The 25,891-nt window shown below is 59.0% G+C and carries 25 protein-coding genes; 6 read left to right on the top strand and 19 right to left on the bottom strand.

The genetic code is table 11. The annotated features are described in order from the left end of the window. Positions 1–59 precede the first annotated feature (59 nt). Positions 60–2,354: an alpha/beta fold hydrolase gene (locus CPPEL_RS02070; RefSeq protein WP_123959591.1), complete on the bottom strand. Its 2,295-nt coding sequence runs from the start codon at positions 2,352–2,354 to the stop codon at positions 60–62. A 113-nt stretch (positions 2,355–2,467) separates the two neighbouring features. On the opposite strand from CPPEL_RS02070, the gene phoU reads away from it, so the two are divergent. Then, complete coding sequence (gene phoU, locus CPPEL_RS02065; RefSeq protein ID WP_123959590.1) at positions 2,468–3,220, top strand: phosphate signaling complex protein PhoU; 753 nt, start codon at positions 2,468–2,470, stop codon at positions 3,218–3,220. A gap of 68 nt (positions 3,221–3,288) precedes the next feature. Here phoU and pstB read toward each other — a convergent pair whose 3' ends face one another. The 6 genes from pstB to mshD all read right to left on the bottom strand — a co-directional run bounded on the left by pstB (position 3,289) and on the right by mshD (position 8,772). Continuing rightward, a complete protein-coding gene (gene pstB / locus CPPEL_RS02060) occupies positions 3,289–4,062 on the bottom strand; it encodes a phosphate ABC transporter ATP-binding protein PstB (RefSeq protein WP_123959589.1) in 774 nt (257 codons plus the stop codon). A 22-nt stretch (positions 4,063–4,084) separates the two neighbouring features. Beyond that, on the bottom strand, positions 4,085–4,990 hold the full coding sequence (pstA, locus tag CPPEL_RS02055; RefSeq protein ID WP_245990524.1) for a phosphate ABC transporter permease PstA: 906 nt from the start codon (positions 4,988–4,990) through the stop codon (positions 4,085–4,087). A gap of 18 nt (positions 4,991–5,008) precedes the next feature. Then, positions 5,009–6,049, bottom strand: coding sequence for a phosphate ABC transporter permease subunit PstC (gene pstC, locus CPPEL_RS02050; protein ID WP_123959587.1), 1,041 nt, complete (start codon positions 6,047–6,049; stop codon positions 5,009–5,011). A gap of 117 nt (positions 6,050–6,166) precedes the next feature. Next, complete coding sequence (locus tag CPPEL_RS02045) at positions 6,167–6,373, bottom strand: hypothetical protein (protein ID WP_123959586.1); 207 nt, start codon at positions 6,371–6,373, stop codon at positions 6,167–6,169. A gap of 71 nt (positions 6,374–6,444) precedes the next feature. After that, positions 6,445–7,548, bottom strand: coding sequence for a phosphate ABC transporter substrate-binding protein PstS (gene pstS / locus CPPEL_RS02040; RefSeq protein WP_123959585.1), 1,104 nt, complete (start codon positions 7,546–7,548; stop codon positions 6,445–6,447). A 321-nt stretch (positions 7,549–7,869) separates the two neighbouring features. Continuing rightward, positions 7,870–8,772, bottom strand: coding sequence for a mycothiol synthase (gene mshD, locus CPPEL_RS02035; RefSeq protein ID WP_123959584.1), 903 nt, complete (start codon positions 8,770–8,772; stop codon positions 7,870–7,872). 103 nt (positions 8,773–8,875) lie between these two features. Here mshD and CPPEL_RS02030 point away from each other — a divergent pair, with 103 nt between their 5' ends. Beyond that, positions 8,876–9,586 carry an LmeA family phospholipid-binding protein gene (locus tag CPPEL_RS02030; protein ID WP_245990478.1) on the top strand — a complete coding sequence of 237 codons (711 nt, stop codon included), beginning with the start codon at positions 8,876–8,878 and terminating at the stop codon, positions 9,584–9,586. 66 nt (positions 9,587–9,652) lie between these two features. Here CPPEL_RS02030 and CPPEL_RS02025 read toward each other — a convergent pair whose 3' ends face one another. Then, the gene (locus CPPEL_RS02025) at positions 9,653–10,690 is read right to left on the bottom strand and encodes a diacylglycerol/lipid kinase family protein (protein WP_123959582.1); all 1,038 of its coding nucleotides are present in this window, start codon (positions 10,688–10,690) and stop codon (positions 9,653–9,655) included. Between the two features lie 155 nt (positions 10,691–10,845). Between CPPEL_RS02025 and CPPEL_RS02020 the strand changes: the two genes are divergently transcribed. Continuing rightward, a complete protein-coding gene (locus CPPEL_RS02020) occupies positions 10,846–11,493 on the top strand; it encodes a heme-binding beta-barrel domain-containing protein (protein ID WP_123959581.1) in 648 nt (215 codons plus the stop codon). An 81-nt stretch (positions 11,494–11,574) separates the two neighbouring features. On the opposite strand, the gene CPPEL_RS02015 is transcribed toward CPPEL_RS02020, so the two are convergent. Then, on the bottom strand, positions 11,575–12,495 hold the full coding sequence (locus CPPEL_RS02015; RefSeq protein ID WP_123959580.1) for an aminodeoxychorismate lyase: 921 nt from the start codon (positions 12,493–12,495) through the stop codon (positions 11,575–11,577). Positions 12,496–12,547: 52 nt separating this feature from the next. Here CPPEL_RS02015 and ygfZ point away from each other — a divergent pair, with 52 nt between their 5' ends. Beyond that, positions 12,548–13,606, top strand: coding sequence for a CAF17-like 4Fe-4S cluster assembly/insertion protein YgfZ (gene ygfZ / locus CPPEL_RS02010; protein ID WP_245990477.1), 1,059 nt, complete (start codon positions 12,548–12,550; stop codon positions 13,604–13,606). A 164-nt stretch (positions 13,607–13,770) separates the two neighbouring features. Further along, positions 13,771–13,932, top strand: coding sequence for a DUF3073 domain-containing protein (locus CPPEL_RS02005; protein ID WP_123959578.1), 162 nt, complete (start codon positions 13,771–13,773; stop codon positions 13,930–13,932). 86 nt (positions 13,933–14,018) lie between these two features. Here the strand turns inward: CPPEL_RS02005 and purM are convergent, their stop codons facing one another. From purM to CPPEL_RS01990, 3 genes are all read right to left on the bottom strand, one after another. After that, positions 14,019–15,074, bottom strand: a complete 1,056-nt coding sequence (gene purM / locus CPPEL_RS02000) for a phosphoribosylformylglycinamidine cyclo-ligase (protein ID WP_123959577.1) — start codon at positions 15,072–15,074, stop codon at positions 14,019–14,021. A gap of 51 nt (positions 15,075–15,125) precedes the next feature. Next, positions 15,126–16,640, bottom strand: a complete 1,515-nt coding sequence (gene purF / locus CPPEL_RS01995) for an amidophosphoribosyltransferase (RefSeq protein ID WP_123959576.1) — start codon at positions 16,638–16,640, stop codon at positions 15,126–15,128. A 90-nt stretch (positions 16,641–16,730) separates the two neighbouring features. Further along, the gene (locus CPPEL_RS01990) at positions 16,731–17,099 is read right to left on the bottom strand and encodes a sterol carrier family protein (protein WP_123959575.1); all 369 of its coding nucleotides are present in this window, start codon (positions 17,097–17,099) and stop codon (positions 16,731–16,733) included. A 43-nt stretch (positions 17,100–17,142) separates the two neighbouring features. Here CPPEL_RS01990 and CPPEL_RS01985 point away from each other — a divergent pair, with 43 nt between their 5' ends. After that, a complete protein-coding gene (locus CPPEL_RS01985) occupies positions 17,143–18,123 on the top strand; it encodes an acyl-CoA thioesterase (protein WP_123959574.1) in 981 nt (326 codons plus the stop codon). Here the strand turns inward: CPPEL_RS01985 and CPPEL_RS01980 are convergent. From CPPEL_RS01980 to purL, 7 genes are all read right to left on the bottom strand, one after another. Continuing rightward, on the bottom strand, positions 18,120–19,409 hold the full coding sequence (locus CPPEL_RS01980) for a DUF2254 domain-containing protein (RefSeq protein WP_164470349.1): 1,290 nt from the start codon (positions 19,407–19,409) through the stop codon (positions 18,120–18,122). The two genes, CPPEL_RS01985 and CPPEL_RS01980, sit on opposite strands and share 4 nt — an antisense overlap. 27 nt (positions 19,410–19,436) lie before the next feature. Then, positions 19,437–20,213 carry a hypothetical protein gene (locus tag CPPEL_RS01975; protein ID WP_123959572.1) on the bottom strand — a complete coding sequence of 259 codons (777 nt, stop codon included), beginning with the start codon at positions 20,211–20,213 and terminating at the stop codon, positions 19,437–19,439. A 3-nt stretch (positions 20,214–20,216) separates the two neighbouring features. Next, positions 20,217–20,933: an ABC transporter ATP-binding protein gene (locus tag CPPEL_RS01970; RefSeq protein ID WP_164470348.1), complete on the bottom strand. Its 717-nt coding sequence runs from the start codon at positions 20,931–20,933 to the stop codon at positions 20,217–20,219. Beyond that, positions 20,930–21,736, bottom strand: a complete 807-nt coding sequence (locus CPPEL_RS11080) for an MTB12 C-terminal domain-containing protein (protein ID WP_164470347.1) — start codon at positions 21,734–21,736, stop codon at positions 20,930–20,932. Before CPPEL_RS11080 ends, CPPEL_RS01970 begins: the two co-directional genes overlap by 4 nt. Beyond that, positions 21,733–22,524 (bottom strand): class I SAM-dependent methyltransferase, encoded by a 792-nt coding sequence (locus tag CPPEL_RS01955; RefSeq protein WP_123959568.1) that lies wholly within the window; start codon positions 22,522–22,524, stop codon positions 21,733–21,735. The genes CPPEL_RS11080 and CPPEL_RS01955 overlap by 4 nt, the downstream gene beginning before the upstream one ends. A 198-nt stretch (positions 22,525–22,722) precedes the next feature. Next, on the bottom strand, positions 22,723–23,448 hold the full coding sequence (gene trhA / locus CPPEL_RS01950) for a PAQR family membrane homeostasis protein TrhA (RefSeq protein WP_123959567.1): 726 nt from the start codon (positions 23,446–23,448) through the stop codon (positions 22,723–22,725). Between the two features lie 143 nt (positions 23,449–23,591). Further along, positions 23,592–25,889, bottom strand: a complete 2,298-nt coding sequence (gene purL, locus CPPEL_RS01945; RefSeq protein WP_123959566.1) for a phosphoribosylformylglycinamidine synthase subunit PurL — start codon at positions 25,887–25,889, stop codon at positions 23,592–23,594. Positions 25,890–25,891 lie beyond the last annotated feature (2 nt).

The following is a 25,891-nucleotide window of genomic DNA, read 5'->3' as shown; positions in this document are numbered from 1 at the left end:
GGCGAGCACCGCCCCGGCGCTTAGGCGCTTTTGGCGCGCGGCTCCGGCGCGCTGCCTACTCAAGCCTCGGCTACTTCTTCTAAAGCAGCCAACACAGCCTGCGGGCGTTCAGTGGCAACCATGTGCCCGCAGCCTTCAAGCAGCAGTACTTCTTGGCCATAAAACGCTTCGGCCTGGGCTGCGTGCTGGGAGCTAATCACCTTGTCTTGTGCACCCCAGAGAATGCGCACGGGAACACCTGACTCGCGCGCCACCTCGCCGGCACTGCGCGCAAGGGCCTCACGATCTTCATTTGCCAGCAGGTTGGCAGAAATATCGGCGAAGAGCCCAGCTCGATCGGGGTTCGCTACCCGCTGTTTTGCCCTAGCCACCACGGCATCGCTAATCCGCCCCGGATCCGCGACGGTGGCTTGTTCAAAGGCTCGAAGCAGCGGCGTCCACTTCAGCCCGAGCAACCTCGTGCCAAGCACAGGTTTGGCAGCAAGGCGAACAATCGGCGTGATCTCCTGGGAGAAGCCACTGGGCGCCAGGAGCACCAGCCCGGCTACAGCATCGGGGCGTTGGCGCAGCATTGCTTGCACGATCAGCCCGCCGAGCGAATGCCCCAAGAGAATCGGCGCCACGCCACCTTCCCCGCCAGCTCCACTGCCCTGCCCTAGACCAAGCTCATCGATCATCTGCCACATGCTCGCAGCAAGCCCCTCGATGCTGGCGTCTCCTCGGCGGGGAGATTCACCAAATCCGGGGATATCCAGGCTGATTAATTGCATCCCGCGTGCCACGATCTCCGGTGCGAGCACTTCCCAATCTTCTAGGCCCCGCCCGATGCCGTGGATGGCGATGATGGGCTGGCCTTCGCCTTGCACTCGACACCGAGTGCCTTCGATGCGCAGTTCTGTGGTTTCAGGTGCTTCGCCGCTATAGCGCATGCCGTGGTTGAGTTCGGTGCGCAGAAAGTCGCGGCGTTCGCGCGCATGGTGGTTGCGCAGTGTCCACGGCGCTTTCTCGCACACCACTGGGAAGGCATCAATACCGCGATTGACGTAGCCAGAGGCAAGGTCGATGATGCGCTGCGGCTGATATTGCTGAGGTTTTTCCGGGGTGGCGAGTTCGAGGTGCGCTGCGCGCATGTGCTGGAGCATGCGTGCAAGAAAGCTCGCCACAAGTTCTGCTCTCAGCGTGTAGGAATCATTGACGTAGCCGAGGGTGAAGCTGAGATTTGGTACGTCATTGAGCATCATCCCGCGCCAAGCCACATGTTCTCCTGGCGTAATTGGGGTGCCGGATACCTCGATCTGGATGCCGCCAAAGACTAATAATTGCAGGCCAGTGGCTTTAATCAGCACATCGGTGTGCAGGCGTTTGCCCGATGCGAGCTCGATATAGTCCTCCCCCATGCCGTTGATTTCGCAGTGATGGATAGCCACCTCACCTTCGTCAATCAGGTGCAGCAAGTCCCCGTCTGGAATCCGGCATACGCGCTGCGTCCACAGCGGATAGTTCGCCCGAAAGGCCTCCCGATCTTCTTCACGCTGCACAATCTTTTCGCGGTGTTTGGCCAGTGCCGCAGCCATCATGTCGGGCTTTTTGCGCGAAAGCCACAGCACAGCTCGCTGCGATTGAATGGCACGTGCTCGATCAAGCTTGTCGACGACCCCCGCAGCCAATACCCGGCGAAGCGGCGCTAGGACATCTGCATCGCTCATCACTGCCATGTGATTGGCGGTGCGTTGAACAATACTGACCTGCGCACCTTGGGCGTGCAACGCTGGCGCAAGGCTAGTAGCGGTGGCCCCGGAGCCGATGATGCTGACGTTTTTGCCGCGTAGTTGATTGGCCGGGTGCTCTGGGTGTTCGGGCCAGTGCTGGGGATCAACGATAAGCCCCTTGAAGTGTGCTTCACCTGGCAATTGGGGTTGATGCCCCTGGTGGTGATCGTAATAGCCGCAGCCTAGGTGTACCCAGCGGCTTTTGATCTCTACGGCTTCATCGCCGCAAGTGGCAACGATATGCCAGTACCCATCGCGGTGTTCGAGGCGTTGTACTCGGTGGCCAAAGCGCGTGCGGGTATCCATGCCTGCGTGTGTTGCGGCTTCTTCTAGGTACTCGCGTATCTCTTGTCCACTGCCAAGGGGGCGGGTGCCGCGCCAGGGAAGGAAGCTGAAGCGGTATGCATCAATATCGGAGTCGCTGCGCACTCCGGGATAGCGAAACGTGTCCCAGGTGCCGCCTACTGAGTCCTTTTCTTCCAGCACCACCCAGGAAAGCTGGTCAATCTTATTTAGTTGTTCTGCTACTGCAATACCTGCGATGCCGGCACCGATGACCACGACATCGAAAACCTCTTGAGTCATATCCGGAAGTATATTGAACACCGTTCAGCTCTTTGGGCGTTTTCATATCTTCCACACCCCCGCATTCGCTGCTCAGCGAGCGCAAAGGCTTTCAAGCGCCTACACTAACCACCATGCGTACTGCTTATAGGGAACATCTCGATGCCTTCGCAAACGACGTCAATGACATGTGCAATGTCGTGATTGAGGTGCTCCGTAACGCCACCCATGGCCTTTCCGAGACCTCATTGCAATCTGCAGAGCAGGCATTGTCTTTAGGCGATGAGCTCAAAGAGCTCAAGCAACGCTCCACCAGCCGCGCCTTCCAATTGCTTGCCCTTGAAGGACCTGTGGCCAGGGATCTGCGTCAGATCTTGAGCTCGATCTACATCATCGAGGATCTCGACCGCATGGCCTCCCTTGCCAAGCACATTGCCTCCACGGCACGCAGGCGCTACCCAGAACCGGTGATTGCCGATCCTGTCATGGGCTATTTCCGCGAGATGGGCCGGCTGTGTTTAGAGATGGCCGAAAAGCTGAAGGCCATTTTGGAAAACCCCGATGCCGATGTGGCATTGGTCTTTAGCGCCGACGATGATGCTGTGGATGATCTGCACGATCACCTCATGGGTCTTTTAAGCAATCGCCCCTGGCCCTATGGCACCCGAGCTGCAGTGGATTGCACCCTGATCGCCCGCTTCTTCGAGCGTTTTGCCGATCACACCGTGGCCGTTGCTGGCCAGATTGTCTATTTGGCTACTGGCCTAAGCCCGCACGACTACCGCGCGAAGCGCAGCGAGGGCGAGGAGCAGGCAGAAATCGAGCGTCGCTTTGAAGAGCTCGAGCGGCAGTTCAGCAACTTCGAGTGGCCCAAAGCCGTTGACTAAACACCCTTGATACGCCCGAAGCGCCCTGCACCTTTGATTAAGGAGCAGGGCGCTTTTTGGTGTTGTGCTTAGCCGAAGCGACCAGAGATATAGTCTTCGGTTTCTTGCTTTTCTGGGTTAGAAAAGAGCTTCTTTGTATCGGCAACCTCGACGAGTCGGCCGGGCTTTCCGGTGGCTTCGAGCGAGAAGAAGGCCGTCTGATCGGATACACGCGAGGCTTGCTGCATATTGTGGGTCACGATCACGATGGTGTATTCCTCTTTGAGCTCGTGAATGAGATCTTCCACCGCGAGCGTAGAGATCGGATCCAGCGCCGAGCAGGGCTCGTCCATGAGGAGCACTTCGGGCTCAACGGCAATGGCCCTGGCAATGCAGAGGCGCTGCTGCTGGCCACCGGAAAGCCCCCCACCTGGTTTATCCAGGCGATCTTTGACTTCCTCCCACAGGTTGGCGCCGCGAAGGGAGCGCTCGGCTACCTCGCGCAGTTTCTTCTTATTCTTCTCCCCTGCCAGCTTGAGGCCTGCCACCACGTTTTCTTCGATGGACATGGTGGGGAAAGGGTTGGCCTTTTGAAAGACCATGCCGATGGTGTTGCGCACGCTTACCGGGTCTACGTCTTTTGCGTAGATGTCTTCGCCGTCGAGCAGCACCGTGCCTTTGACGCTGGCGCCGGGTGTTACTTCATGCATGCGATTCAGGGTGCGCAGCACGGTGGATTTACCGCAGCCGGAAGGGCCAATAAAGGCGGTGACGCTTCGGGGTTCTACGTCTAATTCAACGTCTTGCACTGCATGAAAATCGCCGTAGTAGATGTTCAGGTCGCGGATTGAAAGCTTGGACATGGGTATTCCTTTTTCGGTGTGCTTAGTGCTTGGTGGCAAATTTGGCGGAGATCCAGCGGGCGCCGATGTTGAGCAGGGCGATGATCAGCACCAGGGTCAGTGCTGCTCCCCAGAGCTTGTCCAGCACTGCCGGGGCGGTGCCTGCCTTGAACATGTCGAGCATCATCAGCGGCAGCGAGGACTGCGGGCCGTGCATGGGATCCCAGTTGATGCTTTGGGTAGAGCCCACCAAGATCAGCACTGGTGCCGATTCGCCCATCACACGCGCGATGGCCAGCATCACGCCGGTGACGATGCCGGAGAGGGCCGTGGGCAACACGATCTTGACAATGGTCTTCCACTTCGGAACACCGAGGGCATAGGAGGCTTCGCGTAGATCGTGGGGCACCACGCGCAGCATTTCTTCGGTATTGCGGATGATCACGGGGATCATCAGAATCACCAGCGCGAGGGATACGGCAATGCCGGAGCGGTCGAATCCGAATAGGACGATCCACAGCGAGTACACAAACAGCGCTGCCACGATCGATGGCACACCGGTGAGGATGTCTACCATGAAGGTGGTGACCTTTCCTAGGCGGGAGTTGCCTGCGTATTCCACAAGGTAGATGGCGGTTGCAACGCCGATGGGGATAGAGATCAGCGAGCAAATCGCTGTTTGGGTGGCGGTACCGATGATTGCGTGGAGTGCGCCGCCGCCATCTACGGAGTAGAGCACGCCTTTTTGGGAGGTGGTCCACCACGTTGCGTTGGCTACTGCACCGATGCCCCGGGAGATCACGGTGTAGAGCACCCACATCAACGGGATCAGTGCAAAGGCCACGGAGCTGCTGATGATGACGGTGGCTACGCGGTTGGTGGCTTTGCGTTTGGTGGAGATGTGGCTAAAGCCTGGGCCTGGTTCCAGTTTGGCGCTATCGATGGTCATAGTCATGGTGTGGGCTCCTTAGGCTTTCTTGGTAATGATTCCGCGGGCGATGGAGTTCACTACGAAGGTGAGAGCAAACAGCATGAGGCCGGCTGCGATGTAGGCGCCTGCGCGCAGGTCGTCGTTGAATTCCGGTGCCGCATTGGCAATGGCGGTGGCGAAGGTGGTGCCGCCGTCGAAGAGCGAGAAGCGGAATTGGCTCGACGGGGAAACCACGAGGTACAGCGCCATGGTTTCACCCAGGGCACGTCCGAGTCCGAGCATGGAGCCGGAGATAAAACCTGGCATACCGAAGGGAAGCACGGTCATGCGTACTACTTCCCAGCGCGTTGCTCCCAGTGCGAGGGCTGCTTCGCGCTGGCCGATGGGAGTTTGCACGAAAATTTCCCTGGCGGTAGCGGCGATCACGGGCAAGATCATCACCGCGAGCACGATGCCACCGGTGAGCATATTGCGGCCGGTGTCAAAGGAGGGGGAATTGGCGTAGGTGGCAAACAGCGGGATGCCGGAGCCTACGCTGTGCAGCCACTGGTAGAAGCCAGACAGTGATGGGCCGAGCACCTGCCAGCCCCAAAGGCCGAACACAATTGAGGGCACCGCAGCGAGCATGTCTACTAGAAAGCCCAATGGTCGCACGAGTTTCGCTGGCGCGTAATTGGATAGGAAGATGGCAATACCGAGTGCTACTGGCATTGCCAGGATGAGTGCAATGGCAGAGATGAGCACGGTGGCTGCGAGGAGGTTGGGAATACCAAACTCCATGGCGGCGGTATTGCTGAGGTTCCAGTCGCCGGCGTAGGTGAAGAAGTTTGCGGCGTTGTTGCGGAGTGCAGGAATTGCGCGCCACAGCAGGAAGAATCCGATGGCTGCAATCACCACGGTGATGGTTGCGGCCGAGAAGGTTGCCAGGGACTTGAAAATGACATCGCCTGGGCGGCGCACACCGCGTGAGCTTTTGGTGTCCGTGGCGGGTGTGTTGCCGTTTTTTAAGTCTGAGGGCGTTGGGGTGCTGGTGAGGACATCGCGCTGTGATGCGATGGGCTCGATTGTGCGATCCATTGGAGGAAGTTCCTTGGAATAGGAACTTTCTGAGCTAAAACCCTCACGAGCCAAGCACCAAATCAGGTAACGGCAAAAGGTTGCCGCTACCTCCGATTGTGCTGGAGTGTTTGGTGCTTAGGCGGTGCGAGCGTTGCTCAAAGAAAGCTCGGTGGAAGGAGAGAGTTTGGCAACCACCTTTACGCCAACACGCTCGACTGCGGAGCCGATCGAGGTCTTCTTGGACCCGTTCATGCGTTCCATGTTGTCGAATGCGACGTCTGCGGCGGCGATGAGCTGCTCAGCGGAAGGGAGGTCAAGCTTCTGAGCGATGGTGGCTGCCATGTTCTTCATCCTTTTAGTGCGTTGTGTGTTCAATCTTGGCGGCACTGACCTTGCAGCCAGCGCCTGGAGTGCTAGCTGATCGCGTCTACAGCTTTCTGCAGGCGATCGTGGAGCGAGCCTTTGACCGGGATGTAGCCAAGTTCTTCCAACTGCTCGTCCTGAGAGTTCAGGGCGACGGTGAGGAAATCCTTGACCTGATCGCGGGTGTTGTCTTCGTAGCCCTTGGAGCACACCAACTCATAGGTGGTGAGCACCAGCGGATACGCACCCTCGTCCTTCGATCCGAAGAGCTTCTCGGTATCGACGACCATGTTGTTGCCCTCGGTGGTGAACTCGAGGTTCTCCAGAGCAACGCCGACGGTGTCGGGGTCGAGCTTTACCGGACCTGAACCGAAGTCCAGGTTGGCAATGCCGAGGTTCTGCTGCTTAGCAAAGCCGGACTCAACGTAGGTGATGCCGCCGTCGATGTTTGCCACTTCGCTGGCAACACCGTTGGAGCCGGAGGCACCTGCTCCAACCTTGGAGGGGAAGGACTTACCTTCGGTGTCCCATTCTCCGGTGGAAGCCTTGAGGAACTTCTGGAAGTTATCGGAGGTACCGGACTCATCCGAGCGGTACACCACCTTGATGTCTTTATCCGGAAGATCCTTGCCTTCGTTTTCCTTGGCAATCTCATCGTCGTTCCACTTGGTGATGTCGCCCTTGAAAATCTTGGCAACAGTCTTGGTGGAAAGGTTGAGATCATCCACACCATCGAGGTGATATGCCACTGCAACAGGGCCGATCACCATGGGCAGGTGCCATGCTTCGTTGCCTCCGCAACGCTCTTTGGCAGGCTCAATCTGATCCTCTTTGAGCGGGGAGTCGGATCCACCAAAGGCAACCTGGCCGGCAATGAAGTTCTTTACACCAGATCCAGAACCCGTGGCGTTATATGCCAGGGTGGCTCCAGGCACTGCGGCCTGGTACTGGTTTGCAAAGTAGTTCATGGCGTTTTGCTGGGAGGAGGCTCCCTCGGCAACCAGTTCACCGGTCGCGCCGGTCAAGCCTTCGATGGCGGTAGCGTCAGACGCCTTGGAATCGTTGGACGTGCTATCGGTCTCGGAGCATGCTGCGAGCACCATCGAACCAGCCATCAGGCTGGCAAGGGCGGATCGCTTGATCGATCGAGTCACGGGGTAACCTCTCCGGTTATCTTGTTCACTTGGTCTATTGCATGTTGCTTCGAGGCCTCGGTCAACGCGTGCAGATGTGTCTGCTCACGCTCACGAAGAACAATCTAAGACAGCAAAATGAAGGAAAATGACCCCGCAGGTTAACAATGGGTTAACTCAAAAAGTGACTTTATGAACACCGCGCTGAGCTGCAACGATGGGGGCGTTGTCTGCTCTAATTCACCTAGAGTTCACCCAAAAGTGAGCAACCCAACCCCCGATTGCAGCCCTCCCCCACCAAGCACGCGCATTTTTCAGGCAGATGTTTACCTTTTATTTGCCTCACTCACGCGATTTGGAAGCCGAATCGCTGTACACAACGTGGCGTTCGAGGGTGAAAAACCCCAAGCGCTCATAGGCCTGCACCGCAGGGCGATTATCGGATTCCACATAGAGGATCACGCGCTTCGCACCTTCCTGATACAAACGCCTCAAACCAAGGCGCACCAGCGGATCACCCAAACCACGGCCACGGAAATCACGGCCAAGGCCTACCACGTACACCTCACCATCAGCGCCTTGGCGCAGATCCCCGTGACGTTTGAGCCAGTGGAAGCCAGCCAGGCGCCCATCCTGCTCCAAAAACAGCACGTCATCGGCACGGAACCAATCCTGGTCCATGGCCTTTGCCAAGCGATCAGCATCCCAACCGCCCTGCTCAGGGTGCCAATCAAAGGCCTCATTATTCACCCGCAGCCACTCTTGCTCAGCCGCTTGAAGCTTCGTATTGGCCAGGCTGCTCAATTCGAGCCCCTCTGCTAATTGCACCTCCGCTGCAGCTTGCAGCGCTGCACCTTCAATGCCCATCACTAAAAGCTCGCGGGTGGGTTGATAATGCTCGCGTTGGGCCAACCTTCGCGCCCCCGGAAGATTGCCGTGGGCCCACACATCATGGATCTGATCCTCAGCCAAGGTTGCGAGCAGTTCGGAGCCGATGCCGCGGCGTCGAAAAGCTGGAGCCACAGCAAATTCTGCCTGTTCACCCTCGGCTGCGGCGATAGCAACTGGGCCTTGTTCGCGCATGGCAAGCAGGTGCGTGTGGTGTAAGGAGGCGTCTTTGAGTCCGCGAACAAAGTGCTCCGAGAGCGCCTCAACACCGTCTTCTTGGGCAATTTCATCGAGCATGTCTAGGCACTGGCTGGCCAATTCTGGGTGCTCGGGCAGGGAAAGTCTTAATAATTTCATGCTGTCTAAGGTACGCGTGATCGCAGTGCTGCCGCCGGAAACGGTATGGAAGAATGGCACTGTGCTTCGCTCCAAAGCTTTTCGACGCCTCCTCATACTCATAGTGAGCCTTCTTGCTGTCGTATGGGTGATCGACTCGGCCATCGCCGCGCGCGCCGAACGCTCCTTTGCCCAAGCCGTGGAGGAATCCGCGGAGCTAGAGATGAGCCCCGGTGTGTATTTCGGTGGCACGCCCTATACCCAGGCGCTCATTAGCGGCAAGATCAAGCAGGTTTCTGTGTCCGTTTCCGATGTGGATACGCCAAACTTTGGGCTGATCACCACCACCACCGATGCCGTGGATGTACAAGTGGGTGCCTCGCAGGTGTTCTCGGGTGCTATCCAGGGCAGTCGTGCGCTGCTGCTTACCCAAACCATCGGCCTCGATGCCGTAAGTGTTGGCCAACAGCTCGGCATTGCGGATCTGGATATCTCTAATCCCTATGACATTTCTCCAAACGGCGGCACGGCCAGCGAAGCGCAACTACGCGGCACGCTCAAGGGCCAATCAAAGCCTGTGAGCGTGGTGGCCGATCTGCGCATCGAAGGCCCAGATTTTCGCCTCACCCCCACCAAAGTGCTCGATCGAGGAGATGGAACTCTAAGCGATGAAGCCATCATGGACGCGATGAGCTGGCGCATCGATACCCGCCTTTTACCCATGCGCTCACAAGCCGGCTTTGTGTATGTTTCGGGCGGCACCTTGTATTTCCAAGCCCAAGAAAGAAACGTGACCCTGCGCCTGCGCGATTTCTCCCCCACCAATATTGGCTAAGACAAAACGCCCCGCAACCGGTGCATATTTACACCAGGGCTGCAGGGCGCGGGCTGTGGGCAGCGTTTAAGAGCGCGGATCAATAAAGCTGAGCAGGCGACGCATCCGAGAGATCGGGGTATCGCCAGAATCCTTCCCCGGCGCGTACACGCGCAGGGCATCAGGCAAAGCACCTAAGGTAACCGAGCTCATCTGATCGACGTACTCGCCATCCACCTGGAAGCGCTGCTCTTTTTCGCAGTGAATCTCAACCTCGGCCACGTCGTCATAGGAGACGGTGCGCGGCTCCAGGTAGCGATCCATGAACTTATTGTGGCCAAAGCCCACGATGTGCGCCATGGCAGCCACGCCACCAACACCGGAGATATCGCGAAGCCCGAACAGGCCGAGGCCCTGGTCAAAGGAGTTATCGGGGTTGGTTACCACCGGCAGCGGGCCAAGGAAGGTCCAGGGGTTGGTGTTGGAGGCGATCAGCAGCGGCAGACGCTCTTCCTGGAAGCGCTCACCCGATTTCAAAGTGCCGCTGATATTGATCTGTGGTGGTTCGCGGTGGATACGCCTCCACGCTTGGATCGCTACCTTGAAATAGCGAAATGGCGTGGCAGAAGCGCCCTTGCTGCGTACTCGATCCACCCCGGCAATCACATCGGCGTCGATGCCAAAACCTGCGTTTACGGCAAACCACTCGTTATCCCAAGTGCCCACCTCTACGCTGCGAACACGCTGGGTGCGAAGTGATTTGGCCAGCTCCTCGGTGGCAAGAATCGGCTCGGCGGGAAAGCCCAAGGCGCGCACAAATACATTGGCAGAGCCGGTAGGAATCACCGCAAGCGCTGGTACCTCGTTGGGGTCGCGGCGTTCATCGACAGGCCCGAGCAGACCATTGACTACTTCATTGACGGTGCCATCGCCGCCGACGGCGATGACTACGTCGTAATCTTCAACGCTTAATCCGCTACAGATTTCACGCGCATGGCCTGCGTAGTGGGTAAACACGGCCTTTAATTCCAGGCCTTCTACCTCACGCAAGGTAGGGATCAGACGGCTAAAAAGTCGAGGTGACTGCGTGGTGGAGTTTGGATTAGCAATAAGCAATGTACGCACGGCGCATAGCCTAGTGTGCAGCAGCGCTATTGCCCAACAATCTATCCAGAGCGCTGCAAAAACACGCACTGTTTTTTTTGTTTTCAGCCTTCACAACAACGCCCTTGGCGAACATCTCAGCGATCCATGCAGCAATGCCACTAAGGTAGGGCACTATGAGCGAAGAACAACAAGGAGCACAGCCGGAAGTCTCGCTTTCCGGCAGCGATGTAGTAAACCAAGCCGCTGAGCAGTGGAAAGACACTGCCCACCGCAATATCCCCGGCTTAGGCGATCTGCCCATCCCCGACGACACGGCAAACCTGCGCGAAGGCCCGAGCCTGCACGATGGCCTGCTTGCCCTCCTGCCCCTGGTGGGCGTGTGGCGTGGCACCGGCCAGGCCGATACCGCCGAGGATGGCCAGTACAACTTTGGCCAGCAGATCATTTTTGCCCACGACGGCGAAAACTACCTCACCTATAGCTCGCGCATGTGGAAGCTCGACCAAGAGGGCAACCCCACCGGTTTAGATGTGCGCGAGTCTGGTTTCTGGCGCATTAATGATCAAGACGAAATCGAAGTGGTGTGCACCCACTCCACTGGCGTGTCTGAGATCTACTATGGCCAGCCAGTCAATGAGCGCGCCTGGCAGATCGAATCGGCCTCCACCATGGTTACCGCCACCGGCCCTTCCACCCTTGGCCCTGGCAAGCGCCTTTATGGGTTGATGCCCAATAACAACCTCGGCTGGGTAGATGAGCGCATGGTTGGCGAGGAGCTTCGCCCGCGCATGTCTGCAGAGCTTTCTCGCGTGATCGGCTAACTCCCGCCACGCAAGGCACCCCGCGGGCGCAGTGAATATGTTGCTGCACCTGCGGGGCTTTTTTTAGCTCGCCCAGCGCTCTTAAGCACCCAGCGCGGCCTGGAACAGTGCTTGGAGCTCTGCCTCGTTGTCCGGCTTGGGCAGCTTTATATCGTTGATGCGCCGCACCCTGGTGGCCATGCGCACTGAGCTTAAAAGCCACACGCTATCGGCCTTGTGGCAGAGGTATTCCAAGTCCATGGGCTTGGCTTTGCAGTTCCAGCCTTGAGCTTCTGCATGAGCAAAGACCGCGGCCTGGGTGGTTCCCGCCAAGATCCCCTCGGCTAAGGGGGTGCGCAGCTTATTGCCCCGCACCGTCACCACCGTGGAGGTGGCCCCTTCGAGCACTTTTTCGCCTTCGGTAAAGATCACATCATCAAAGCCTTGGCCATGCGCCCACCGCAGCGCTGCCATATTGGTGGCGTAGTTCAGCGTTTTTGCTCCTACTACGAGCCACGGGGCGGCCTGGGCGCCTTCTTGGCCATCGTCTGTGTGCAGCACATAGCCGCGCGGGGCGCTGAGCACTTTCACGCCTTCTTCTCTTTGGCGCAGCACTGCATCGTCAATCGCGGTCACGCTTAGCCACGCGGTGGGGTGTGGCTGTTGTGGGTCCCTGGTTGGCCTGCCCCTGGTGTAGGTCCAGACCAGTTTGGCGTCGCGCTCGGTTTTTTCGGCCCATTGTTCGGCGGCCATGGCGGTGGCTTTGCGCCAATCCTCTGCTTTGGGTTCTGGGAGGTCCAGCAGTTTCGCTGAGCGTTGGAAGCGCTGGAGGTGTTCGTCGATAAGGCAAGGTTTGCCCTTGTGCAGCAGCAGCGTTTCAAAGACCCCATCGCCCCTGGTTACGGCTGCATCGTCCCAGTACACCAGTGGCAGCAGTGGGCTGTGGTTACGGATGGAGCCACCGAATGGTTCGACGGCGATGATGATCGGTTGCGGCGCAGGTGTGCGCGTTGGTGCTGCCATATCTTTATTATGCCCAACGCGGATGCTAAAAAAGCCCAGTAGGATGAAAAATGTGCAGCAAAATCATGTGTCTTCTCCCTTGCTGAATCTCCCCGGCGCCACCGAGTGCGATCCCGGCGATGATCCGATCGCCGTTGCGGGCGTGGCGTGGCATTATGGCAATCCGCTTGGAGAACAGCGCGCCTTTGAAACCTCGCTGGCCTTGGTGGATCGATCTCATAGGCGTGTGATTGCCGTCGAGGGTGAAGATGGCCCGAGTTTTCTTAATAATCTGCTTTCCCAAAAGCTTGTCGACGCCCCCGTCCCCTTTGGTGCTCAAGCCTTAGACCTCGATGCCCAAGGCCGTGTACTGCACCAGATGGATGTGCTGGTGTGGGAGAACACGATCTATTTGGATTGCGAGCCGGAAGATTTTGATGGCCTGCTCGATTACCTGAACAAGATGGTGTTTTGGTCCAAGGTGGAGATCAGCACTCCCGATATTGCCGTGCTCACCTTGGCTGGTGTGCTCCCAGAGGTTGAGCCTGCTGTGCCCTATCGCCGTATGGATCTGCTGGCAGTGCCGAGCATGGATTTGCTCGTGCCTCGCGAGGATGTGCTTGAAGTCGCCGGCGAGTTGATTGCCCAGGGTGCCCAGGCCGTGGGGCTCATGGCCTATCAGGCAGAACGTGTTCGCGCGCTCGCCCCCGTGCGGCATTTGGATTTGGATAGCAAGTCCATTCCTCATGAGTCTTCATCGCTGCTCAACCACGGGGTGCATCTGCACAAGGGCTGTTATCGCGGCCAGGAAACGGTGGCGCGCGTGGAAAACTTGGGGCGTTCGCCTAGGGTGCTGGTGCTCTTGCATCTCGATGGCTCGGCACCAACCTTGCCCGTGCCTGGCGATGCGATCACGGCTGCAGGCAGCAGCCGGGCCTTGGGCCGGGTTGGCACTGTGGTGCATGATCATGAATTTGGCCCGATTGCCTTGGGCTTGCTCAAGCGCAGCGCGGTGCAGCGTAAGGATTTGCAGGCGGGAGATGTAGCTGTGGCGGTGGATCCTGATTCGATCCCCAAAGAGGAAGCAACGCCTGCGGGGCGTCAGGCAATTGAGCGCCTCCAGGGCAAGTAGCCCCATTTATGGTGAGCTAAATGTGCTGCTCACAGACCCCGGCGCGACAAATGCCTACCTTTCGGGCTATTGTGTCATTTAGGAATAGATAAAACAGCACAAGATTGCGAGCGGCCCCGGTGAATTCCGTGGGCCGATCGAAGTTACTCCAAGGGGGTCATGCCATGGGTCGCGGACGCGCGAAGGCTAAGCAGACCAAGGTTGCACGCCAGCTGAAGTACAACACTCCAGAGATGGACTTGGAGCGGCTGCAGCGAGAACTTGCGGGCAAGTCACGAGATGAAGATCGTGAAGACGACTACTCGGACTACGACTGGCGCGACTAGTCGTTCATGCCCGCTCTAAGTGGGCAGGCGCTTGAAAGGGGAAGCAGCGTTGAGCCGCTTCCCCTTTTTCTCGTGCCCGAAAACGATTAGTAGCCGGGGTGGGTGCCGCTGAGTTCCACGGAGGCTTCGCCTTCTTCGGCAGCCACGATGGTTCCTAGCTCCCAGGCGTCGATGTGGCGGGCGGTGAGCATGGCCAGGGCGCGGTCGCGATCCTTCGATGCCACCACGGCCACCATGCCCACACCCATGTTGAAGGTCTTTTCCATCTCTGACAGTGGCACCTGGCCTACTGATTGGATGGTGCGGAAAATCGGGCCCGGAGTCCAGGTGGCGCGAGACAGCTCGGCGCGCAGGCCTTCTGGGATCACGCGCTCTAAGTTGCCGGCCAAACCACCGCCGGTGACGTGGCAGAAGGTGTGCACTTCGCATTCATCGGCCAGCGCGAGGCAATCTTTGGCGTAGATTCGGGTGGGCTCGAGCAGTTCTTCACCGAGGGGGCGGTCGAGTTCTTCCATCTCTTTATCCAGCGGCAGCCCTGCTTTTTCTAGCAGCACGTGGCGTGCCAGGGAGTAGCCATTGGAGTGCAGGCCAGACGATGCCATGGCGATCACCACATCACCTTTGCGCACGCGGTCTGGTCCGAGCAGCTCATCGGCTTCAACCACGCCCACGGCGGTGGCTGATACGTCGTATTCGCCCGGTTCCATCACACCCGGGTGTTCGGCGGTTTCACCGCCGAGCAGGGCGCACCCTGCCTGCACGCAGCCTTCTGCAATGCCTTTGACAATCTCAGCAACGTGCTCGGGCACCACTTTGCCGATGGCGATGTAGTCCTGCAAAAACAGTGGCTCTGCACCGCATACCACCAGATCATCCACGCACATGGCCACCAGGTCGATGCCGATGGTGTCGTGTTTATCCATGGCTTGGGCAATGGCTAATTTGGTGCCCACGCCATCGGAGCCGGCGGCAAGGAGGGGCTCACGGTACTTGCCCAGTGCAAACAGCCCTGCAAAGCCTCCGAGTCCGCCGCGTACCTCGGGGCGGGTGGCGCGCTTGGCGTGCGGCGCGAAGAGTTCGACTGCGCGATCGCCAGCTTCGATATCGACGCCGGCTGCGGCGTAGGAAACATCTTCGGTCATGGTGCTACTTCCTTGGGTGTTGGATTGGTGTGGTGGTCTTTGGCCTAGGCGCTAGTCTTTGCCGCCGCAGGATCCGCGCTGCATGGCAGAAACGAGTTCTGCGTTTTTGTTGCCCTTGGGCATCCCGATGGGATAGTGCCCATCAAAGCAGGCGGCGCAGAGTTCTTTTGCGGGTTGTTCGGTGGCTTCGATCATGGCCTCGGTGGAGACGTATCCGATGGTATCGGCACCGATGGCGGTGCTGACTTGCGCGGCCATTTCTTCTTCATTGTCGCCGGTTACGGCATTGGCAATGAGCTCGCCGGGGCTTGCAAAGTCGATGCCATAAAAACAAGGCCACTTCACCGGCGGGGAGGCGATGCGCACGTGCACTTCCTTGGCACCTGCCTCACGCAGCATGCGGATCAGTGCGCGTTGGGTATTGCCGCGGACGATGGAATCGTCTACCACCACCAGGCGTTTGCCTTGGATCACCTCGCGCAGCGGGTTGAGCTTGAGGCGGATACCAAGCTGGCGCAGTGTTTGAGAAGGCTGGATAAAGGTGCGCCCCACATAGGCGTTTTTCACCAGCCCTTGGCCGAAGGGGATGCCTGATTCTTGGGCGTATCCCACGGCAGCCGGGTTGCCCGATTCCGGTACGGGGATCACCAGATCTGCATCCGCTGGGAATTCGCGGGCGAGCTTTCGCCCGATTTCTAGGCGGGTGGCATTGACGTTGCGGTTATGAATGGTGGAGTCTGGGCGAGCCAGGTAGACGTATTCAAACACGCAGGTCTTGCGGTCTTCTTCGGCAAAGCGCTCCGAGCGCACCCCCGAGCCATCAATGGCGACGAGTTCTCCGGGTTCGATCTCACGCACAAAAGAAGCGCCCACAATATCCAAGGCACAGGTTTCAGACGCCACGGTCCAGCCCCCATCGAGGCGGCCAAGCACGAGCGGGCGAATACCCCAAGGATCACGCGCTGCATACAGGGTGTGGCCATCGGTGAAGGTGAGGCAGAAGGCACCTCTGATGCGCGGCAAGAGGCCGCGGGCTGCATCGAGGAGGGTGTGGCCATCGTGGATGTCGTGCGATAGCAGCGCCGTCATCACATCGGAGTCAGATGGCGCCTCTTCTTTGCGCACGAGGTCTTTTTCAGCGGCTTCGTCGAGAAGCTCAAGAAAATTGACCAGGTTGCCGTTGTGGCAAAGGGCCACGTCGGTGCCATCGGGAGCCACGCGGAACATGGGCTGGGAATTTTCCCAGGTCACGCCACCTGCTGTGGAGTAGCGGGTATGGCCGATGCCTACGTCGCCACGCAAGGATTCTAAGGTTGGCTCATCAAAGACTTGGCTGACGAGCCCAAGATCTTTAAACACCACCACTTGATCGCCGTCGCCGACAGCAATACCGGCGGCTTCTTGGCCACGGTGTTGCAAAGCGAATAGTCCGAAATAGGTCAGCTTAGAAACTTCTTCGCCGGGGGCCCATACTCCGAATACGCCGCATTCCTCGCGGGGCGATTGTTCGCCTTGATCGTCGAACGGGGCAGGGGTACTACCTTGAGGCGCTTGTGTATTTGCCACGCAGCCATGCTAGCCCACCACCCTGGATTCTCGCCCCATGTTGGGGTGATCACCCCCGGCGCCGCTGACGCATTCGCCTTTCCTTGGCCACTAGTCAAGGGGGATCAGCGGCAGCAGTGATGCCACTTCCCCAGCGCGTGTGCCTGAGGCTTCTATTGCTGCGTCTTGCCAGGTCTTGATTCCTGTCACGAGCTGCAACCAGGTGCGCGGGTCACATTCCACCACGTTCGGAGGGGTGCCTCGTGTATGCCTGGGCCCTTCGATGCACTGCACCGCCACGAAGGGAGGTACGCGCACCTCTACGGAATGTCCGGGGCTTTCTTGGGCCATCAGGCGTGCGCTTAAACGCACCGCCTTGGCCAGTGCTTGGCGCGAGGGTGCAGCTTGGTGCTCGAAACGGAGCCAGGGTGCCAGTGCGAGCACTGCGTTGCGGGTTTCAGCAGGGTCGATGCGTGCCATGGGCTTGAGTGTAAGTCAGGGGTGTAATTGCTAAAGTTTCGCCATGAGCAAATCCTCGGTGACTCTCCGTTTTCTTGCCGCCCCTACCGATATCATCATGGCCGGAAGCCACGGCGTTGGTGGCGGCAGGCTCCTTGAATGGATTGACAAGGCAGCCTATGCCTGCGCTGTGCAGTGGTCGGGCACCTATTGCGTAACCGCCTATGTTGGCCACATTCACTTCACCCGCCCCATTAAGTCGGGCGACATGGTGGAGGTGCGTTCCAGAATTGCGATGACGGGGACGTCTTCTATGCACATCGTGAATGAGGTGCTTTCTGCAGATCCGCGCGAAGGCGTCTTTACTCGCGCCTGCGATTGCTTGGTCATTTTCGTGGCAAAGGATCCTGAAAGCGGCAAGCCGGTGCGGGTGCCGAAGTACGAGCCGAGCTCGAAAGAGGATATGGATGTGCACAATGCGGCGGAGTCTCGCATTGAGCTGCGCAAAGCCATCGAAGAGGAGATGGATAAGCAAACCTATGATGGCCCTTCAGAAGCCCCAAGGCTGGTCAACCGTTTCTTGGCTAAGCCTACCGACGTCAACTGGGGCGGCAATGTCCACGGAGGCACAGCGATGGAATGGATCGATGAGGCCGGCACCGCCTGCACCATGGAGTGGTCGGGCGAACACACCGTGGCCGTCTACGCCGGAGGTATTCGCTTTTATCGCCCCATCTCCATTGGCGATCTGATCGAGGTGGATGCGCGTTTGATGCGCACCGATGCCCGCTCAATGCAAACCTCCATCCATGTGCGCGCAGGCGACCCCAAAGGTGGCCGCGATGCATTACAGACGGCCATCCACGCCACGGTGACCTACATTGGCATGGATATTGATGGCCACCCGCTGCCGGCACGGCAATTTAGCCCCAGAACAGTGGAAGATCAGCGCCTGGCGCAGCACGCCAATACGTTGCGCGAACTTCGAGCCAAGTACTCGCCGTTGCCTTTGATTTCGCGCAGCGGCTACCAGCAGGTTGATTAATCGCGAACGTTTTGCTCCATGAGCTCAATAAAACGTTGATAGCGCTGCTCAAGGGCTCGCAGATCTGAAGAGGTAGTAACGAGCTCGCCTGCATCACTCATGATCAAATCGGCGTGGCGTTTGAGCACCTCGCAGCGATCTGGGCGGGTGGTGGTATCCACCACCTTGCTCAAGGCCTCAAGCATGCGCATATACACCGCGACCGTGCCCTTGGCGTTCTGGCGGATTTGCACAAACATCTCATCTACCAGCCCCTCATAGGTGGTGACGTCGTGCAGCACACGAATGGTGTGATCGCGCTCGATCACCCCCTGGGGCAAGGAACGATCTTGTAATTGGCTTAAGACCTCAGCAAAGCGATCAACCACGTCCATGGCGGTAAAAGGATCATTGGTGCCTGGGCTTAGAGCACGCACAGCCACTTCTAGCAGTTGGCGCACCGAAAACTCCATGTCTTGTTTATCGCTTCGGGTATTGCCAATGATGAGGTATTCATCAATATCGAAACGCTCGGGCACACAACGCGCCAACAGATCTCCCCTGGTGACATGGGTGCCGGGGCGCACTAATAATTCGATCGCGGCCTCGTGGTGCTCGGCTGCTTTGGCCAGCCCTTGATAATCCACGTACTGCACATAGCCTCCACGATCTGCATGCAGTGGCTGTGCTGCTAAGAAGTAGCCCTCGGGAGGCATGGTGAATTGGCGCTGCTGTTCTGCCTCTTCGGTGCCCTTTTGCAATGCGTCACTGAGGTCGTCGGCAAGCAAATTCACTACCCGCGTCATGGAGATACTGCCGGCCATGTGCCCGATGTAGTACACCACTGCGGCGATATACAAGGTGGCATAGATCATGACCACGGTGACGTTATAGTGCGGAACGAACACGCTTTCACCTTCTTCACCTGCACTAATGGAGCGCAGGGAGAACAGTGCGAAGGCGAAGGTGGCAACGAAGATACCGAGGGTGAGTTTGATGCCGCGGTCTTGCAAAAAGCTGTGCAAAAGCCGCGGGCCCATCGTTGACACCACAGAAGAAAGTGCGGCGATGGTAATGGAGAACATGGTGCCTGCCACACCGATGCTGGCGGTGGTGATGGAGCTGAGCAGGCTGCGCGCGCCCGATTCGCCACCCTGGTAGATGAAGCTGAGCTGGCTTGGAACGCCGAATCGCAATTCCAGCCAGATCAAAAACTGGGCCAAGACGATGGAGAAAACGACGAGGACCGCTGGGATAAACCAGAAGGTTTGGGCCAGGGTGGACAGCTTATAGCGCAAGGAATTCACAAGCGGTGATTCTATCTGCCGCAGGTGCTAGTAGTTACGTTTGCTCACCAATGCACCTAAGAACACCACGCCCAGCGCCAGGATGGCAACATACAGCAGTGCGCCGTTTTGGCCCCATCCGGGTTCGATGGCTACTGCCTGCCCCGTGGCGAAGGTGCCGTTGATAAAGGGCATGAATTGCAGCAGTGTGCCGCCGTGTGGAAGCAAGGCGATGGCGTTTTCTATCAATAGCGCCCACACGCTGAGCACCGCGATGATGGCAGCAGGGGTGCGCAGCACCGCACCGAGGCCAATGCCAAAGCCGCTAGCAATCCACGCCCAGACAGGGCCTGCCCACAGCAGGCGCGCGCCGGTGAAAGAAAAGAGATCTACCCCGGCATATACCTGCCCGAATGCTTGGGGCAGCAGTACGAGCAAGAGGAAGATATCAAGCCACACCACCATGCAGGCCACCGCACCGCAGAGCAACCACCGGGCGAAAAGGATGTGCAGGCTGTGAGGCTGGAGGCGTTGGTGTAGCAGCGCGACGGGTGCTAATTGGGTGGTGCTGGTTTGGGCCAGGGCCGCACCGATCACGCAGATCAACACGCCTAGATGCACCACCCAGTAGGCGGCGTTATCGCTTGTGACTCCCTGGACTTTTAAGATCGAGCTTTCAGCAGCAATGCGGCTGGCAACCGCGGCCACCGCGAAGGTGATTAGCAAAGGGGCGAATACTGCTAGGGGCAGTACCCAGCACAGCCAAGGCCCAAGCCCTGAAAGGCGTATGGCCTCGGCGCGAACATTGCGGATCAACGTATGCATGGGCTACCTCCCCGCCAGTTCTGGGATGTGCGCAATCATGGCCGGCTCAAGCCCACCAAAAGTAGCTAAGACCTGCTCCATGCCGGCCTGAAGGCGCACCTGCTTGTCGGCAATAATGCACACCTGATCCACGCTGCGCTGGGCTTCTGGCAGGTCGTGGGTGGATAAGACCACCGTTTTTGCTTCCGCGCGCCAGGTATCGAGCAGCCCGCGAAACCACAGGATGCCTTGGAGGTCGAGGCCGTTGAGGGGTTCGTCGAAAAGCAAAATCGGAGGATCGGCCAGCATCGCTGAGGCAATGCCGGTTCTTTGGCGAATACCCAGCGAACAATGCTTGAGGCGACGCTGCGCAAAGGCCTCCAAGCCGGCGTGGTGGATGAGCATGTCTACTCTTTGCTTGTCGACGCCCAGCGCGGTCGCCATCCACTGCAAATGCCGGCGCGGGCTGTGGTGGGGGTGTAAGGCTGCGACATCGAAATGGAAACCCACCTGATGCAACGGTTGTGCAAACTTTCTTGGGTTATATCCATCGATGTGGATGGTGCCTGCACTTGGCTCCAAAGCGCCGGCGAGCATGGCCAGCAGTGTGGTTTTGCCAACGCCATTGGCCCCGAGCAGCGCACAAGTACTGCCCTGATTGATGCGCAAGTTGAGGTCTTGGAAAATGACCTTGGCGCCGAAGCTGCATTGCAGGTGCTCTACTTCGATCGCGGGCGTCATGCGGGGCATTCCAAAGGCAATCCGACGGTGCGCACGCCTTCGCAGATCGAGGCATTAGCCAAGCGCCAATTGCCATCGCGGTACACAAACTGGATTCGGGTATGCACGCCGGGGCGCCCAGCCGACTCGGAAATCAGTGTGGCCACTGCTCTATCCTGGCCAAGTTCGAGCGGGCCGGTAACTTCCTTCCAGCCAAGGGGTGCGCGGAACAGCCCCAGGCGATACACCGTTTGAGGGATCATCACCGCGGCACGCCCACCTTCAAGGTTCGCAGCTTTGGCCTCATCACTAGCAGGTGTGGCCACAAGAAAGTGGATGATCGCATTGAGCTCATCCAGGCTGGGATTGGGGTTGGTGACCCGGAAATTAGCAGGCAGTGGCGTTGTTGGTTGCCAGCCTCGCGCTGTTTGGGCTGCGGTGGGTGCGTCCTCGCTTTCCCCAGCGCCTGGGTCTGCTTGGGTGGTCGGGGTTGCTTCGGGGGTCGGGGTGGCCGCGGCGGTGGGGGTGGCCGCGGTGGTTGGGGTGGCCGCGGCCAAGGCCTGCTCGGATTCCGGCGCCTCGGTGCTACTCGAAGGCTCAGGCTTGGTGCTCGTTTCGGCCTCTGCGGTTTGTTGCGCGCTTTGCGTTGTTGCCTCGCTTTGGGTGGCAACGCTCGAATCTGCCTGCAAGCTGGTGCGATCTTCGCGCTGTAGGGCTTGGACCGCCAGGGTGATCAGCAAGGCAGCTACCACGAAGGAGACCACAGCCGAGGTGATCACGGTGCTCAAAAGCTGCTGGCGAGAAAACTGTTGGCCGGATTTCATGCTGGCTTCTCCGCCACAATCGCAATGGCTGCCAATGAGTCGGAGTACTGGTGGAATACCTTGCGCATGGCCATCACGCGTTTCCTGGCCGCTGGCATGCGCAGGAGGTTGAACAGGATCTTGGCGGTTCCAGCGATCCCTTCATCGTCGATGTTGCGCTTGAGATCGAGCAATTCCATCCCGGCGTGTTTGACGCTGATGACCTTGAATCCGGCCTGCTCAAGCGCCGCTTGCCATTCAGACTGCGTAAGGGGTCGGGCATTGACATGGATGCTTCGGGCAAGTGCTTTGGAAATTTCCTGCTTGATCTCCTCTGCAATGCCATCGGGGCGCAAGGAAAGCTCGTGAATGCAATACCTTCCGCCGGGTTCGAGCACCCGATACGCCTCGTTGATAATCGCGCTTTTGCCTTTTGCGCCTTGCATGGTGAGCATGGCTTCGCCCACCACTACTTCCAGGCTCTCGCTTTCAAGCCCGGTGGCCTGGGCTTGGGCTTGGCGGATCTGGCCTTGATCACCGATGGCTTCTTGGCTCAGCACCACTGCTTGGGGATCTTCATCGATGCCGATATAGCTTGCCGGGTGGCGTTGCAGGATCAGCTTGGCGGTCTTACCAATACCGGGGGCAAATTCCGCGACCTTTTTGCCTTGAAGCTGTGCGGCATCAAGGAGGGCGGTGGTGAGCTCTAGGCCTCCGGGGCGTAGCACGCGCTTGCCTAGGCGTGCGAGTAGCCAGTGGCCGGGCACGGATTCGGTGGGACGCTGATCCATTGGAAGCGCAGGGGACATGGGCAGCCTCAATCCAGTTACTAACGAGTATTTCCGTATCTAATGTAGCGCATGGATTAGGAAACCCTCACCTAATAAACTCGACCCACCCCCGACTTGCCCCACCCACAAAAACAGGCCCAGCTACTCCCCTGGAGTAACCGGGCGTGTGAAGGCTGCAGCAACGAAAACGCGGCGCTGATAACTACCGCTACCCTTTTAGGAGGTAACGGCACCAACCACCATCCAGATGGCTACAAAGTGCAAGGCCGCCGCGATGATGGTGGCGGTGTGAAAATGCTCGTGATAGCCGTAGATCTTGGCGTTGCGCCCAGGCCAGCGCAACCCATACACCACAGCGCCCACGGTGTAGACCAAGCCGCCGGCAAGCAGCAGCCACACCACGAGGTGGCCGATATTGCTCCACAGTTGCGGGATCAAGGGCACGATGAGCCATCCCAGCACTAGGTACACGGCAACGGCCAGCCAGCGCGGGTGGTCGATCCACACCAGGTTCATCACCACACCGGCCAGTGCACCGATCCAGGCGATGAGCAGCATGATCAGCCCCGGTGTTCCCGGCAGGGCGATCAAGCATAGGGGCGTATAGGTTGCAGCGATAAACACCGCGATCGTGGCGTGGTCTGCCCTTCGCCACCACTTCACGGTTTTGCTGGAACGCCACGGCCCGCGGTGATAGGCGGCAGACACACCAAATAACACCAGCACACCAATGGCGTAGACGGTCACGCCAAAGGCTTGCAGCGGCGGCAGCTTGATCCAGGCGATGGTAGAAAGCACCGAACCGGAGATGATCGAGGCCAATGAGGCGAAGAAGTGAAACCATCCACGAATCAGCGGACGAACGCCGCGGTCGGCCAGCAGGAGGCGCCGCTCAATCACGCGTTCTTCCAATGTGGTGTGGGGTGCGTTCTTGCGACCCATCCATGGCTCCTTTTGATTAATCGACACCTTGCTGCAAGCAGCATAGGTTCTATGTTGCCACGCATGCGAAACCCCGGTGACGCTTCAGGCCATGCAGGCCTTTACACCACCGGGGTATTGCGACTACGGCGCTACGCCACTTCCTACTCCACTACGGAGTTAGCACCAACGGCGTGTCCGAAAAGCCCAGGCAGGGTGGCTTTCCAGGTGGCTTCGAGCTCATCTAAGGATTCCTCGAAGCTCACGGCAGCATTGCCAAGTTTCAAGGTGCGCGAGGCAGTGGTGTTGCCAATGCGAGCAATGGGCACGCCACATGCCTGTGCGCGCTCTTCTACTTCCGCCACGCGATCGGCGGTGGTAGCGATCACTGCGCGCGATGCCGACTCGGAGAACATCGCCACGAAGGCATCCTCGTGCACGGCTGAGAGATCCACGTCGAGGCCGCCGCCGGAACGAATCGCCATCTCTACCAGCGTCTGGGCCAAGCCACCCTCGGAAACGTCATGGGCGGCCGTTAAGGCGGTATTGCCCACAAAGAATTCCGCCAGGCGCTGCTCATTGCCAAGGTCTACCTGCGGAGGCAAACCGGAAAGCCCTGCGCCGGAGACGTCTTGCCAGATGGAGCCGCCGAGCTCATCGCGGGTTTCACCCAGTACGAAGAGCACCTCGTCTTGTTCAGAGCCGAGGTCGTGGGCGATGGCGTGTTCAACGTTGTCGATCACACCGAGCACACCAACGACAGGGGTGGGCAAGATGGCTTCTTCGCCGGTCTGGTTGTAGAAGGACACATTGCCGCCGGAAACGGGAATGCCGAGTTCCTTGGCGCCATCGGCAAGACCATGCACGGCCTCGCGGAATTGCCACATCACGCCGGGATCTTCGGGCGAACCAAAGTTCAGGCAGTTGGTCACCGCGATGGGGCGTGCGCCACTGACCGCGACGTTGCGGTAGGCCTCTGCCAGCGCCAGGCGGGCACCCATGTTCGGGTCGAGCTTGGTGTAGCGCCCGGAGGCATCGGCCGATACGGCAACGCCACGGCCGGTTGCTTCATCGATGCGCAGCACACCGGCATCGGCATGCTGTGCCTTGACGGTATTGCCGCGCACGTAGCGGTCGTACTGGTTGGTAATGAACTCCCTGGAGCACAGTGCGGGAGAAGCCACCATCTTCAGCAGCGCCACGCGCAATTCCTCGGCACTGCTTGGCCTTGGCATGGGCTGGAGCTGCTGGAGCTGGTCTTGCCATTCGGGGCGCGCGAAGGGGCGCTCGTAGACGGGGCCTTCATGGGCGATGGTGTGCGCGGGTGCATCCACCACGAGCTCGCCGCGGTGGCGGATGAGCAGGTGCTGACCATCGGTTACCTCGCCGATTTCGGCGCAGGTGACATCCCAGTGGGCGCAGATTTCCTTGAAGCGCTCCACATCTTCGGGGCGCACCACGGCACACATGCGTTCTTGGGATTCAGAAGAAAGGATCTCTGCGGCCGTCATATTGGCAGCACGCAGCGGCACGGCATCGAGGTTGATTTCCATGCCGCCATCGCCTGCTGCTGCAAGCTCGGAGGTAGCGCAGGCAAGGCCGGCGCCGCCGAGATCCTGAATACCAACCACAACGCCTGCTTTGTAGAGGTCGAGGCAGCATTCGATGAGGACCTTTTCTGCAAAGGGGTCGCCCACCTGCACGGCTGGAAGTTTGCGCTCTGCGCCGTCTTCGAAGCTATCGGAGGCCAGCACGGATACACCACCGATGCCGTCGAGGCCGGTGCGCGAACCAAAGAGCATGACCTTATTGCCAAGGCCAGAGGCGAAGGCGAGTTTGAGGTCTTCTACCTTCAGCGTGCCCACGCACAGGGCATTAACCAGCGGGTTGCCGGCATAGGAGGCATCGAAGACGGTTTCGCCGCCGATATTGGGCAGACCCAGGCAGTTGCCGTAGTGGGAAATGCCATCCACCACACCGGGTAGTACGCGGGAGGTATCGGGGGCATCGGCAGGACCGAAACGCAGTTGGTCCATCACCGCGATGGGGCGTGCGCCCATGGCCATGATGTCGCGCACGATGCCGCCGATGCCGGTGGCGGCACCTTGGTGGGGTTCCACGAAGGAGGGGTGGTTGTGGGATTCCACGCGGAAGGTCACCGCGTTGCCATCGCCAATATCCACCACGCCTGCGTTTTCGCCAATACCGGCGAGGATCTTCGAACCCATCTCCTCGGTGGTGGTTTCACCGAAGTAGCGCAGGTGCACCTTGGAGGATTTATAGGAGCAGTGTTCCGACCACATCACCGAGTACATGGCCAGCTCGGCGTCGGTGGGCCTGCGGCCGAGGATCTCCTTGATGCGGGCGTATTCATCGTCTTTGAGCCCAAGCGAAAGGTAGGGCTGTTCTAGATCGGGGTGGGCCTGTGCCGCCTCGACCGTGTCGTTAAAAGTGTGAGTCATAG

Origin of the sequence: Corynebacterium pseudopelargi (assembly GCF_003814005.1) — a bacterium.
GTDB lineage: Bacteria > Actinomycetota > Actinomycetes > Mycobacteriales > Mycobacteriaceae > Corynebacterium > Corynebacterium pseudopelargi.
Note: the sequence above shows the minus strand (reverse complement) of the source record. Positions and strands in the feature narration are given on the sequence as shown.

Bases quoted from the DNA above. Each gene is read 5' to 3' on its own strand.
- CPPEL_RS02070 (WP_123959591.1), bottom strand. From the start codon at position 2,354: ATGACTCAAGAGGTTTTCGATGTCGTGGTCATCGGTGCCGGCATCGCA.
- phoU (WP_123959590.1), top strand. From the start codon at position 2,468: ATGCGTACTGCTTATAGGGAACATCTCGATGCCTTCGCAAACGACGTC.
- pstB (WP_123959589.1), bottom strand. From the start codon at position 4,062: ATGTCCAAGCTTTCAATCCGCGACCTGAACATCTACTACGGCGATTTT.
- pstA (WP_245990524.1), bottom strand. From the start codon at position 4,990: ATGACCATCGATAGCGCCAAACTGGAACCAGGCCCAGGCTTTAGCCAC.
- pstC (WP_123959587.1), bottom strand. From the start codon at position 6,049: ATGGATCGCACAATCGAGCCCATCGCATCACAGCGCGATGTCCTCACC.
- CPPEL_RS02045 (WP_123959586.1), bottom strand. From the start codon at position 6,373: ATGGCAGCCACCATCGCTCAGAAGCTTGACCTCCCTTCCGCTGAGCAG.
- mshD (WP_123959584.1), bottom strand. From the start codon at position 8,772: ATGAAATTATTAAGACTTTCCCTGCCCGAGCACCCAGAATTGGCCAGC.
- CPPEL_RS02020 (WP_123959581.1), top strand. From the start codon at position 10,846: ATGAGCGAAGAACAACAAGGAGCACAGCCGGAAGTCTCGCTTTCCGGC.
- CPPEL_RS02015 (WP_123959580.1), bottom strand. From the start codon at position 12,495: ATGGCAGCACCAACGCGCACACCTGCGCCGCAACCGATCATCATCGCC.
- CPPEL_RS02005 (WP_123959578.1), top strand. From the start codon at position 13,771: ATGGGTCGCGGACGCGCGAAGGCTAAGCAGACCAAGGTTGCACGCCAG.
- purM (WP_123959577.1), bottom strand. From the start codon at position 15,074: ATGACCGAAGATGTTTCCTACGCCGCAGCCGGCGTCGATATCGAAGCT.
- CPPEL_RS01990 (WP_123959575.1), bottom strand. From the start codon at position 17,099: ATGGCACGCATCGACCCTGCTGAAACCCGCAACGCAGTGCTCGCACTG.
- CPPEL_RS01985 (WP_123959574.1), top strand. From the start codon at position 17,143: ATGAGCAAATCCTCGGTGACTCTCCGTTTTCTTGCCGCCCCTACCGAT.
- CPPEL_RS01975 (WP_123959572.1), bottom strand. From the start codon at position 20,213: ATGCATACGTTGATCCGCAATGTTCGCGCCGAGGCCATACGCCTTTCA.
- CPPEL_RS01970 (WP_164470348.1), bottom strand. From the start codon at position 20,933: ATGACGCCCGCGATCGAAGTAGAGCACCTGCAATGCAGCTTCGGCGCC.
- CPPEL_RS11080 (WP_164470347.1), bottom strand. From the start codon at position 21,736: ATGAAATCCGGCCAACAGTTTTCTCGCCAGCAGCTTTTGAGCACCGTG.
- CPPEL_RS01955 (WP_123959568.1), bottom strand. From the start codon at position 22,524: ATGTCCCCTGCGCTTCCAATGGATCAGCGTCCCACCGAATCCGTGCCC.
- trhA (WP_123959567.1), bottom strand. From the start codon at position 23,448: ATGGGTCGCAAGAACGCACCCCACACCACATTGGAAGAACGCGTGATT.
- purL (WP_123959566.1), bottom strand. From the start codon at position 25,889: ATGACTCACACTTTTAACGACACGGTCGAGGCGGCACAGGCCCACCCC.